Genomic DNA, 13,090 nt, shown 5'->3' with positions numbered 1-13,090 from the left:
CACTCGGCTCGTGGTGGCGGGAATCTCCGGTGGTATCGACACCGAAGAGCTGACGCCCAGGGGTGAGCCCGGCGGTGGTTCACGGGTTAGCAACGCACACGCTGTCTGTCGTGACCGTGTGATTCATCCTCAGTTACCTGCCCGGGCTTAGCGTGCTGAGTACCACGGAAGGAGTCGGCTGTGGAGATCCGACATCTCGTTTCGTTCATCGCCATCGCCGAGGAATTACACTTCGGCCGCGCAGCGCAGCGCCTTCACCTCACTCAGCCCAGTCTGAGCGCCCAGCTGCAGAAGCTGGAAAAATCACTCGGCGTGCAACTGGTCGCACGCAACTCGCATGATGTCCGGCTGACCGCGGCCGGAGTGGAATTCGAGGGTCAGGCCCGCCAGATCGTCGCTCAACTGGAGCGGGCGGCACATTCGGCGCGGGCCACCGCGGCGGGCCGGTCGGGCACCCTCAACATCGGCTACAACCTCCCGGCCAGCCGCCACGTGCTGCCGAAGGCGTTGGCCCGCATGGCCTCCGACCACCCCGACATCGTTGTGTCGTTGTGGGAGAAGCGAACCGGGCCGCAACTGGCCGGGCTCTCGGACGGCTCACTGGATATCGCGCTGGTGTACGGACATCCCGGCACCGCCGAGTTCCGCTACCGCCGGTTGCTGCACCGGGTGCCGCTCGTGGCGGTGGTGGGCCGGTTGCATCGCTGGGCGGAGCGGCCCGGTGTCCGGTTCGCCGAGTTGGCGAGCCAGCAGTGTGTGCTGTTCGCGCGGGACCAGTGCCCGGCGATGTACGACTCGATCCTGCGGGCGGCGGCCGACAACGGCATCTCGCTGACCGTGGCCCAGATGGCCGACGATCCGGGGGCCACCGCGCATATGGTCGCGGTGCGCCCGCTGGTCGGCTTCGCCTCGCTGCCGCGCGCGATCTCGATGGGAATGGTTGTGCCGGGCAGCACCTCGGTCGCGGTGAAACTGGTGGATCCGGTACCTACTCTCGATCTGTATGCGGTGTGGAATGCCGAGGAGACGAATCCGGCCGTCTCGCTGTTTCTGGACTGTGTGGAGTTTCCGGAGGAATCGGAGATCGATACTGCCCCGGCGATTTCCGCCTGACCACTTCGATAGGCCCTGACGTTCGCGCGGTAGGAATGCGCCCGCGACCCGGACAGTATTTGTCGCCGCCGAGAAGAATTCGGAGGCGTGAATACAGTCTCAGGCATCGAGATATCGGTTACCGAGAACGGAATCCAGCCGGCGGATTTCGAGAGTTTGTACTCGATTGTCTCCGGCGGCGCCCGGCAGGATCCGCACCGGCTGCTGCTGGGCTACCCGGACGGGACGGTGCTGACCCGGGCGGAGGTGGACACCGGAATCCGGGCGGTCGCCGCAGCGCTGGCTGAACGCGGTGTGCGGCACGGGGATCGGGTCGCGATCCTGGGCCGCACCAGTATGGAATGGGTTCTGCTCGACTGCGCGGTGCTGGCGCTGGGCGCGGTCGTGGTACCGATCTACCCGACCTCCTCGCCCAGCCAGATCGAGCACATCCTGACCGACAGCGGCAGTACGTATTTCGCCGCCGAGACCGACGACGACGCGGTCCGGCTGCTGGCCGCCGGTGCGGGCGCGGTCTTCACCTTCACCGAGATCTCGCGCTGGGCGCAGGGCGCGGTGAGCGCCGATCCGGAGGCGCCGACCGCCGACGTGGGCGCCGACGACCTGGCGATGATCGTGTACACCAGCGGCACCACCGGCCTGTCCAAGGGCTGCATGATCACCCACCGCAACATGTACACCTCCGCGGCCAACACCGTCCGCCAGACCGGCGCGCTGTTCGACGGGACGACCGTGCTGGCATTGCCGCTCTCGCACGTCTTCGGTCAGACCATGCTGTTCGCGTGCCTGTTCGGCGGCACCGAAACCTATCTGCTGCCGGGGATTCCGGATCTGGTCCCGGCCCTGACCCGGCTGCGGCCCACCTTCCTGCCGCTGATTCCCTACGGGCTGGAGAAGATTCGCAAGCACTGCCGCACGTTGCTCGCCGAGGGCGCGGAGCGCGAGGCGGTGACGCGCGGGCTGGAGTTGCTGCGGCGGCGCGATCCGGCGCTGCCCGTCGAACCGGTGGCCTCGGCGTTGGGCGGTCGGTTGCGCCATGTGATCTCCGGCGGTGCGTCCCTGGACGATTCGACGGCCGGGTTCTACGCCGGGGTCGGCGTGGTGATCCTCAACTGTTATGGCCTGACCGAGGCGGCCACCGCGGTGACCGTCAATGCGCCGGAGACCAACCGGCTGGGCACCGTGGGCCGCCCGATTCCCGGTACCGCGGTCGGCATCGCCGCCGAGGACGGGGAGGTTCTGGTCCGCGGCCCGCACGTGACGCCCGGGTACTGGGGTGCGGCGAGCGAGCAGCGGCCGGTCGATGCCGACGGCTGGCTGCACACCGGTGACATCGGTGAACTCGACGACGGGCATCTGCGAATCACCGGGCGCAAGAAGGAGATTCTGGTCACCTCGGGCGGTAAGAACGTCGCCCCGACGCCGCTCGAGGATCGGGTGCGGCTGCACCCGCTGGTCAGCAACTGCATGGTGCTCGGGGACGGCCGGGCCTATGTCACCGCCCTGGTCACCCTGGACGCCGAACGCGCCGAACAGTGGCGGGCCGAACATCCGGACAGTGATCCGTCCACCGCCGTGCAGGCGGCGGTGGACGAGGCCAACGAGCTCGTCTCCCGGGCGGAATCGATTCGCGCATTCCGGATCGTCGCGGGTGACTTCACGATTGCGAACGGACTGCTCACCTCGTCGCTGAAATTGCGTCGGGCGGCCATCGCCGAAGCGTATGCCGACGATATTCGGCAGCTCTATGTTGCGCGTGAGTGAACCTGCCGCAAATCATTCATCAACTTCTCCGTCGCGATAGCCGAGGCCGATCGGCCGATGAATTGCAGTGTCCGCCGGTAGTTCTCGGACGGTATCGCGAACAAACTCGAAACCGGAATTCCTCTAGCGAAAGTGATGGGCACATGTACGACGTCATCGTGGTCGGATCTCGCGTCGCGGGGGCCCCGCTGGCCATGCTGCTGGCTCGTAAGGGTTACCGCGTGCTCGCCGTGGACCGCGCCACCTTCCCGAGCGACACCGTCTCCACCCACTACATCCACCAGGCGGGCCTGAGCCTGTTGAAGTCCTGGGGACTGCTGGACCAGCTGGTGGCCACCGGTTGCCCGCCCGTGCGGAACCTGAACTTCACCTACACCGACATCGTGATCAACGGGATGGCCGATCCGTCGGCGGACGGCATCGACGCCGTGTACTGCCCGCGGCGCACCGTACTGGACAAGATGCTGGTGGATGCCGCGCGCGGTGCGGGCGCGGAGGTGATCGAGGGATTCACCGTCAGCGCACTGGAATTCGACGGTGACCGGGTCACCGGCCTGCGCGGCCGAACCGCTGACGGCGCCGAGCACAAGTTCGAGGCGAAGCTGGTGATCGGCGCGGACGGCGCCAACTCCACGGTCGCCAAGCAGGTCGGCGCCGAGGTCTACGAGGGCTCGCCGGCGGCGTGCTTCGTGTTCTACTCCTACTACGAGGGCGTCGACTGGGGTATGCAGCACCGCACCGGATTCGGTGAGCAGCAGTTCGCCTCCTGGCCCACGCACGACGGACTGGCCCTGGTGGCGGTCATGCGCAAGCGCGACCGGTTCCGGGAGTTCCGGGCCGATCCCGATGCCGGCGTGCAGGAGATCGTGGACCAGGTGGACCCGGAAATCGGTGCGCGGCTGCGGGATACCGGTAAGCGGGTGGAGCCGTTCCGGCCGATGCTGTACCCGGACAACTACCGCCGCCGCTCCTTCGGACCGGGCTGGGCGCTGGTCGGCGACGCCGGATACCACAAGGACCCGTTCACCGGCTGGGGCATCACCGACGCCTTCAAGTACGCCCAGCTGCTGTCGGATCTGGTGGACGAGAGCCTGTCCGGGGTACGGCCGTTCGAGCAGACCCTTGCCGAGTACCAGCGTGAGCGCGACGCGCAGAGTGCGAGCACTTACGAACTGACACAGAGCATTTCGGAGCTGTCGCTGAGCCCGTACTACGACTCGGTGTTCCGCGCGACCAGTATGAGCCCGGACTACTCCAAGAAGTTCTTCGGTCTGATCGCGGGGCTGTATCCGCCGGACAAGTTCTTCGGCGAGGCCGAGCTGGCCGAGCTGTACGAGAAGGTCGGCTTCCCGTCCGAGCGCCGCCACCTGACCCGCGACGCGGGAGTACCGGCATGAGCGGGGTGGCGCTCACCGCGATCGGTGACAGTTTCGTCGAGGGGCGCGGGGATGTCCGGCCGGACGGCGCTTTCCGCGGCTGGGTGCCGCGCCTGGGCAGCCAGCTCGGCCTGCGGGGCGGGGCCGTCCGCAATCTGGGCACCCACGGCGCGACCACCACGACTCTGGTGACGCAGCAACTGCCCGCGGCGGTTTCCGCCCGGTCGGCGGTGTACGGCGTGGTCGTCGGGGTGAACGATCTGGTCAGCGACTACGACCGGAATCGCTTCGCGGACAACCTCGCCACCGTGTTCGGCACGCTGAACGAAGGCAGCGCAACGGTTTTCACCGCCACCTACCCGGACATCCCGGCGCGACTGCCGGTTCCGGACGGATTCCGGGAGCTGCTGCGTGAGCGGTTCGCCTACGCCAATTCCGCGCTGGCCGAGGTGACCGCCCGGACCGGCACCCTGCTGATCGATATCGCGGCCCGCCCGGAGTGGGCGCGCCCGGAGATGTGGACCGAGGACGGCCTGCACCCCAGTTCGCTCGGGCATCGCGTCTTCGCGGCCGCGGCGGCCGAAGCGATCTCGTCGACCACCGCCACCACCGTGGCCGCCTGACGCGGCCCACCAGGTTCGAGAGGATTCCCCTGTGACGGACGACAGACGCCTGGCGCGCGACCCGATCGCGATCGTCGGGATGTCGGGGCTCTTGCCCAGAGCCCACAACCATGTTCAGTTCTGGCAGAACATCGTCGACGGTGTCGATTGCATCCAGGAGGTTCCGCCGTCGCGGTGGAAGCTCGACGACTACTACGACGCCGACCCGGCGGCGCCGGACAAGACCTACTCGCGGCGCGGCGCGTTCCTGCCCGATGTGGACTTCGATCCGCTGGAGTTCGGCCTGCCGCCGAATCAGCTCGAGGTCACCAGCACCATGCAGACGCTGAGCCTGGGCGTCGCGCGGGATCTGCTTCTCGATGCCGGGGCGGCCGGATCGGACTGGTACGACGCCGCGAGCACCGGGGTGGTGCTGGGCACCACCGGCCCGGTGCCGCTGATGCACCCGCTCGCGGCCCGGCTCTCGACGCCGGTGCTCATGGAGGCGGCGCGGTCGGTGGGCCTGAGCGAGCGGGACGCCGACGCGATCGCCCAGCGGTTCGTGACGGCTTTCGCGCCCTGGGAGGAGAATTCCTTCCCCGGTCTGCTGGCCAATGTGGTCGCGGGCCGGGTCGCCAACCGGCTCGGCCTGGGCGGGATGAACTGCACGGTCGACGCGGCCTGTGCGGCCTCGCTGGCCGCGATCCGCACCGCGATCGCGGAATTGCAGGACCGCCGCGCCGACATGATGATCACCGGCGGGGTCGACACCGAGAACACCATCTTCATCTACATGTGCTTCAGCAAGGTCGGCGCGCTCTCGCCGACCGGGCGGATCAGCCCGTTCTCCGACGAGGCCAACGGCACCCTGCTCGGCGAGGGCATCACCATGCTCGCGCTGCGCCGGCTGGAAGATGCGCGCCGCGACGGGAACCGGATCTACGCGGTCATCCGCGGGCTGGGTTCCTCCAGCGACGGGCGCTCCAAGAGCATCTACGCACCGCGTGCCGAGGGACAGCGGGTCGCGCTGGATCGCGCCTACCGTGACGCCGAATGTTCGCCCGCCGACGTGGAACTCATCGAGGCGCACGCCACCGGCACCGCGGTCGGTGATCGGACCGAACTGACCGCGCTGAACGGGCTGCTGACCGAATCGACCGAGGAATCCCGGTTCGCCGCGCTGGGCAGCGTCAAATCGCAGATCGGCCACACCAAGGGCGCGGCCGGTACCGCGAGTGTGATGAAGCTGGCCCTGGCATTGCATCAGAAGGTGTTGCCGGGCACCATCAATGTGGCCGCGCCCAATACCGACTTCGACTGGGGCACTGCGCCGTTCTACGTCAACACACGTACCCGGCCGTGGATTCTCGATCCGCAGCGTCCGGTGCGCCGCGCCGCCGCCTCCGCAATGGGATTCGGCGGCACCAACTTCCACGTGGTGCTGGAAGAGGCCGACGCCGACCGGTCCGGGCAGCAGGTGCTGCACCGGGTGCCGCGTGCGCACCTGTGGCATGCGCCGGATGCGGCGAGTCTGGCAGAGTCGGTGCGCGCCAACGAATCCGGCGACGGTGGCGATATTCCGGAGCAGCACGCGCGGATCGGGTTCGTCGCCATCGACGACGAGCACGCCGAACATCTGCGGGACCTGGCGGTCGAGGAACTGCTGCGCAATCCGGACGCCGCGGCCTGGGATCATCCGGAGGGCATCCACTACCGCGCGGCGGCGCTGCCGCAGCGCACGGCAGGTGCGCTGTTCGCCGGTCAGGGCAGCCAGTACGTCGATATGGGATCGACCGCGGCGCTGAACAACCCACCTGTCGGCGCCGCTTTCGACGCGGCCAACGCGGTCTTCGCCGAGGCCCCGCGGCGGCTGGCGAGCGTGGTGTTCCCGGCTCCGGCATTCGACGAGGACGAACAGGCCGAGCAGGAAACCCTGTTGCGCCGTACCGATTTCGCGCAGCCCGCGATCGGTGCGTTGGCGGTCGGGCAGTTCCGGGTGCTGAACGACTTCGGCTTCCGGCCCGACGGGCTGCTGGGGCACAGCTTCGGTGAACTGACCGCGCTGTGGGCGTCCGGCGCGGTGTCCACTGACGACTACTTCGCCCTGGCACGGGCGCGTGGCGCGGCGATGGTGGTGCCCGAGGGCGAGGACGCGGGCACGATGACCGCGGTCGGCGCCACCCGGGAGGTGGTGTCCGAGCTGATCGCCGGGGTCGCCGATGTGTGGATCTGCAACCACAACGCGCCCGATCAGGTGGTGGTCGGCGGTGGCGCCACCGGAATCGCCGAGGTGGCCGCCCGCGCCGCGGAGCGCGGGATCGCCACCCGGGACCTGCCGGTCTCCGGCGCCTTCCACACCCCGTACGTGGCGCACGCGGTGGATCGCTTCGCCGCGGCGGTGGCCGAGGTGCCGATCGGCGCACCCGCTGTCCCGGTCTACGCGAACTCGCCGGACGCGGGATACGGCGACGATGCCGCGGCGAACCGGGCCACCCTGACCGGACAGCTCAGCAAGCCGGTGGAATTCGCGTCCGCGTTGAGCGCGATGCGCGCGGCCGGATGCAACGTTTTCGTCGAATTCGGGCCCAAGCAGATTCTCACCTCGCTGGTGCGGCGCACCCTCGGCGATGAGGTGATCGCGATCGCCACCGACTCCGGGCCGATCGGCGACGGTGACCTCACCCTGAAGCGGGCAGCTGTGCGACTCGCGGTGCTGGGCTTCGACATTCGCGGGATCAACCGCTATGCCGCGCCCGCGCCCGCCGCGGCGCCGCAGCGGGGCATGACCGTGACCCTCTCCGCGCCGGAGTATGTGCCCGACACCCGCCGGGCCGCCCATGCCGCCGCTCTCGGCGACGGCTACCTGGTCACCGCCGCCGCAGCGCCGCAGCCGGTTGCCGCCCCGCCGGTGCCGCCCTCGAATGGTGTTGCGCCGCAGAACGATATCGTCCCCGCCGCCGAGCCGCCCGTGGTCCGCTCGGCCGACCTACCGGAGAATTTCGTGTCATCCCAACCGCCCCACCGCGACGCCGGGGCCGCCGCTGTCGCGGACTACAGTGCACTGGACTCCGCGCTGGTACAGCATCTGGACATCCACCGCCAATACCTCGACGGCCAGCTGGATCTGGCCCGCAGCCTGGCCGGTGCGCTCGGCCAGGGTGGCTTGGACGAGAGCACCGTCCGGGCCATCGAGGCGGTGAAGGAACACGGAATCGCCATCAGCGACAGCCATTCTCGGGCCAGTTCGGTACTGGCGCAGCTGGCCGGGCTGGAGAGCGGTGTGGAGGTCGCACCGGTACAGCGGATCGCCGCGATGCCGCAGCCTGCACCGCGCGCCCTGTCCGCTGCCCCGGGCACGGAAAGTTCGGCGCGGCAGACGATTCCGGCAGCTGTGGCGATCGAATCGCAGCCGGCTCGCCCGACCTCGATACCGGCCGCCAACGGGAGCACTTCGGCCGGTGCCGCATCGAACAACACTGCTTCGAGCAACACGGTGTCGAATGGTGCTGCCCCGGCCGCCGAACCCACGGCCGATGCGGCGACGTTGCGTCGTGCGTTGCAGGAAGTGGTCGCCGACAAGACGGGTTATCCGGTCGAGATGGTCGATCCTGCAATGGATCTCGAAGCCGACCTCGGCGTCGACTCGATCAAGCGGGTGCAGGTGATCGGGGCGTTGCAGGAGCGGTTTCCGCACTTGCCGAGCCTCGGCCCGGAGCAGTTGGGCACTCTGCGCACGCTGGACCAGGTGGCGACACTGCTTGCCGGTACCGATACCGAAGCTCCGGCTCCCGCCGCGGCACCGACGCCCGCGAGCGGGGCGACCGCTGACGAGCTGCGCCGCGCCCTGCAGGAAGTGGTCTCGGACAAGACGGGTTATCCGGTCGAGATGGTCGATCCCGCAATGGATCTCGAAGCGGATCTGGGCGTCGACTCGATCAAGCGGGTGCAGGTGATCGGGGCGTTGCAGGAGCGGTTCCCGCATCTGCCGAGTCTCGGCCCGGAGCAGTTGGGCACTCTGCGTACGCTGAACCAGGTGGCCGACGCGCTCACCACACCGGCTGCCTCCGCTTCCGCGGCCTCCGAATCGGGCCCGGTCTCCGGCGCATCGGCGGACGAATTGCGGTCCGCGCTGCGGGAACTGGTCGCGGAGAAGACGGGCTATCCGGTGGAGATGGTCGATCCGACGATGGATCTGGAGGCGGATCTCGGAGTCGACTCGATCAAGCGGGTGCAGGTGATCGGAGCCTTGCAGGAGCGATATCCGGATCTGCCCAGTCTCGGTCCCGAGCAACTGGGCACCCTGCGCACGCTGGATCTCATCGCCGCCCGCCTGGCGGACACCACCGGTGGTGATGCGGACCCAAAAGCTGAGGCCGCGGCCGGTGCGCCGCGGCACGCCGTCGATCTGATCACCGTCGCACCGGTGGACACGCTCGTCGACCCCTATCCCGCCGACGCCTTCGCGGTGGTGCTCGGGATCGGGGCCGACACCGAGGCCGACTGCGCCGCGCTCATCGCCGTGCTGCGGGGCCTGGGCTGGACCGCACGGCATACGACAGATCTCGCCACGCTGGCCGCCGATCCGGTGGACGCGGTCCTCGTTGTCGCCGGAACAACCACGCAATGGCAAGCGGCACAGGATGTCCTGACCGAGACCATCCTCGCGGCCGGTCGTGCGGTGCCGGAGCTGCGGCAGGCCACTCAACGGGCGGCCTTCGTCACCGTGACCCGACTCGACGGGGAACTGGGTTATCGCGGGGACAAGGATCCGGTGTCCGCGCTGCTCGGCGGCATCGGCGGGATCGTGAAGACGATCGCGGCCGAGGAACCCACGCTGTTCTGCCGGGCGCTCGATATCGACCCGGCAGTGGACGCGACGGTGGCCGCGGCGCAGGTGGTGACCGAACTGTTCGACGCCGCCACCGACACCGCCGAGATCGGCATAGACGCGGCGGGCGTGCGCCGCGCGCCGGTGCCCAGCAGGTATGCACCCGCGTCAACGGTGACGTGGGTGGATCCGGACCGTGTTCCGGACCCGACGACGCTGTCGGCCGACGATGTCCTGCTGGTCACCGGTGGCGCGCGCGGCGTGACCGCACTGTGTGTGCTCGCGCTGGCCCGGCGCAGTCCGGCGCGGTTCGTGCTGCTGGGCCGGACCGAACTCGCACCGGAGCCGGAATGGGCTGCGGGCGTGCCGGATTCGGATCTGAAAACGGCCGCCGTTCGCGCGCTTGCCGGTACCGGCACTACCCCGCGCGAGATCGACCGGAGCTGCGCCGAGGTGCGCGCCGTCCGCGAGATCCGTTCCACCCTGGCCGAACTCGGTGACCGAGCCGTGTACGCGGCGGCCGATGTCACCGATGCCGCGGCGGTCCGTGCGGCGGTCGAACCGTGGCGGGACACGCTGACCGGGATCGTGCACGGCGCGGGAGTTCTCGCCGATTCGATGATCGCGGACAAGACCGCGGAGTCGGTGACCCGGGTGCTGCGCCCCAAGCTCGCGGGACTGGCTGCGGCCCTGGCGGTGGTGGACCAGCCACGGCATCTGGTGCTGTTCACCTCGGTCGCCGGACTGTTCGGCAATGCCGGACAAGCCGATTACGCGGCCGCCAACGAGGCGCTGTGCCGGTTCGCGACGAGCTGGCGCACCCGCCACCCGGACTGCCATTGCGTCGCGATCGACTGGGGCGCCTGGGACGGCGGGATGGTCACGCCCGAACTGCGCCGGCACTTCCGGGATCGCGGAATTCCGTTGCTGGCACCGGAAACCGGGGCCGCGGCCTTCGCCGAACAGTTCACTCCGGCGCACCGCGCCGACACCGTGGTGCTGGTCGGTGAGGCGGTGGCGTTGTCCAGTGCCACGCCTCCGCTCGCACCGGCGCGGGTGCGGCGGACCTTCGCCGGGCTCACCGAGGAGCCGGTGATCGCCGCGCATCGCATCGGCGAGCACATCGTGCTGCCCGCGACTTTCGCGCTCGGTGCGTTGATCAACGTCACCGAACGCCGGTTACCCGGGCTGACCGTCACCGGTGTGCACGATTTCGAGGTCGTCAAGGGGATCGTTTTCGATCATCCGGTGGACGAGGTCGACATCGTCGTCGATCCCTCCGCTACGGAGGGTGATTCGGTCACGATGGAGGTGCGCATGATCCGTGGCCGCACCACCCACTACCGGGCCACGGTGGTGTGCACTCGCACGGCAGAGGGCTCACCCCGGGTGACAGTGCCGACCGGACCCGGGTCCAGTGCGGCATGGATCTACCAGGACGGTGTGCAGTTCCACGGTCCGGCCCTGCAGGGGCTGCGCCGGGTGCGCAGCGCCTCCGACTCCGCGATGGTCTTCGAATGTGTCCTGCCCGCCACGCGAATCGGCGCGGGCTCGTACGGCGGACGGCTGCACGATCCGGTCTGCGCGGATCTGATCCTGCAGTGCCCGCCCGTGCTGGGACACCGGTTGCTCGACGCGGCCTGCCTGCCGCTGGGAATCGGCAAGGCCGAGTACTACGGGCGGTTGCCGGTGGGGGAGCCGTTCCTGGTGGTGGTCGACAATCCGCGCGGCGGGTCGTTCGAGGTGAGCATAGATGCGACCGCGACCGACCTGAACGGCACAGTGTTGCAACGGTTCGCGGGCGTCACCGTGGTGACCACCCCGGACCTGACAGAGAAGTTTCGAAGCTCGGTGAGGCGGTGGCAGAAATGACAGTGCTGGAGTTCGACGGAATCGCCTTCGACCCCACGGGTGGGCCGCGTGCCGGGACCGAGGCGGTGGAGTCTGGTCGGGCACCGGCCACCAGCATCGGCGATCGGCGGCCTGTGGCCGTCCCGTCGATGGCGGTCGAGAAGCGCTCGGCCACAAGACATCCCGGTGTGTCGAGCGCGTTGGCGGAAATTCGCGCCGGGGTGGTGGCCGCCCACCGTGCCGCGCTGGACGCACAGCTCGCGTTGCAGCGGGCGCTGTGGGAGCGGGCCTGCGCGGGCGGATCATCGACTGCCACACCGGATCCAGGTGCATCGGAAGCTTCCGCAACGATCGCGGCCGACGCTGCGATTCGACTGCCGGGTCGGCTCGCCGCTACTGCTGGTGGATCCGCGATCGCTGCGGAGGATGCCTTCAAACCGCTCGCCCGATCCGCCCGCACCACGCTCGATCGTGCTGCGCTGGAACAACTCACCCGCGGCGAAGTGACCGAGGTGTTCGGTCCGGCCTACCGGCGTGCGGGCGTGGTGTCGGCGGTCCGCCTGGCCACCGCGCAGCCGCTGGTCCTGACTTGGATCGAAGCGCTGGAGTTGCGGGGCGGCGACGGAAAGGGCTGGGTCGCTGCCGAATTCGAGGGTGATGTGCGGGCGGCGGCGGTACAGGCCGCCGAGGTGTTCGCGATCTTCTGCGGTTTGCACCTGTGCTTGTCCGGCTGCACCCTGACCGCGACGGTGGACGGCGCAGACGGCTCTGGCGCGGGCCGGATCGAGTTGGTGGTCGGCGATGTCGATCTGATCCCTCGGCCGCACGTGGACGCAATCGCGCGCACCGCGGCCGGGGCGCTGGCGGTGACGGTCGCCGCGGCCGAACCCCCCGGTGCTGGAGTAGGGCCGGGCGCGGCGGTATCGGGCCTGCTGCTCAACGAATTTCACATGGTGCACCTGTCCCGGGGCGATCAGGCCATCGCGATGGGACCGGAATTCGCGCCGTACACCGGGGTCCGCGCGACCCGGTTGCCGACCGGCGGATTGTTGCTGGTGGATCGGGTGCTCAGCTTCGACGGCACGCGTGGTGTCCTGGACGGGCCCTCCTACACCAGCGAATACGACTCCCCGGCCGATTCCTGGTACTACGGCGACACCGCCAACGAATCCATGCCGCATTTCGTCTACATGGAGACCTCGTTGCAGGCGGCGCTGCTGATGGGCTACTACGCCGGGCCGACGCTGTCCCAGCGCGACACCACGCTGAGTCTGCGCAACCTCGGCGGCAGCGCGCGACTGCTGCGGCGAATCGATCTGCGGGACAGCACGATTCAGCAGTCCTCGCGGCTGCTGTCGACCACGCTGCTGCCCGGATCCTCGTTGCAGACCTTCGATTACACCCTCGCCGTCGAGGGAGAGCCGTTCTACACCGGCGAGACCATGTTCGGCTACTTCAGTGACGAGGCGCTGGCCAATCAGACCGGCCTCGACGCGGGCCGCTCGGTACCCAGCTGGCGGACCGAGCATCCGCAGGCCCCGGCCCGGGTGATCGAC

Annotated in this window: 6 protein-coding genes; all 6 read left to right on the top strand. The window is 69.1% G+C overall.

All coding sequences use genetic code 11. The annotated features are described in order from the left end of the window. Positions 1-180 precede the first annotated feature (180 nt). Entirely contained in the window at positions 181-1,113 is a 933-nt protein-coding gene (locus tag ON40_RS38175; protein WP_040830284.1) for a LysR family transcriptional regulator, read from the top strand. Positions 1,114-1,200: 87 nt separating this feature from the next. Beyond that, entirely contained in the window at positions 1,201-2,877 is a 1,677-nt protein-coding gene (locus ON40_RS38170) for an AMP-dependent synthetase/ligase (RefSeq protein ID WP_245568177.1), read from the top strand. A gap of 143 nt (positions 2,878-3,020) precedes the next feature. Beyond that, positions 3,021-4,274 carry an NAD(P)/FAD-dependent oxidoreductase gene (locus ON40_RS38165; RefSeq protein ID WP_040830283.1) on the top strand — a complete coding sequence of 418 codons (1,254 nt, stop codon included), beginning with the start codon at positions 3,021-3,023 and terminating at the stop codon, positions 4,272-4,274. Then, complete coding sequence (locus ON40_RS38160; RefSeq protein WP_040830282.1) at positions 4,271-4,876, top strand: SGNH/GDSL hydrolase family protein; 606 nt, start codon at positions 4,271-4,273, stop codon at positions 4,874-4,876. Before ON40_RS38165 ends, ON40_RS38160 begins: the two co-directional genes overlap by 4 nt. A 31-nt stretch (positions 4,877-4,907) precedes the next feature. Then, positions 4,908-11,555 carry a type I polyketide synthase gene (locus ON40_RS38155; RefSeq protein WP_040830281.1) on the top strand — a complete coding sequence of 2,216 codons (6,648 nt, stop codon included), beginning with the start codon at positions 4,908-4,910 and terminating at the stop codon, positions 11,553-11,555. Further along, a partial coding sequence (locus ON40_RS38150; protein ID WP_157186703.1) for a beta-ketoacyl synthase occupies positions 11,552-13,090 on the top strand: 1,539 nt, incomplete at its 3' end. The genes ON40_RS38155 and ON40_RS38150, both read left to right, overlap by 4 nt.

The sequence above is a fragment of the Nocardia jiangxiensis NBRC 101359 genome (assembly GCF_000308615.1).
GTDB lineage: Bacteria > Actinomycetota > Actinomycetes > Mycobacteriales > Mycobacteriaceae > Nocardia > Nocardia jiangxiensis.
The sequence above is the reverse complement of the archived record's forward strand: the minus strand, read 5'-3'. Positions and strand labels throughout refer to the sequence as shown.

Excerpts from the sequence above, each read along its gene's own strand:
- ON40_RS38165 (WP_040830283.1), top strand. The coding sequence starts at position 3,021 with ATGTACGACGTCATCGTGGTCGGATCTCGCGTCGCGGGGGCCCCGCTG.
- ON40_RS38160 (WP_040830282.1), top strand. The coding sequence starts at position 4,271 with ATGAGCGGGGTGGCGCTCACCGCGATCGGTGACAGTTTCGTCGAGGGG.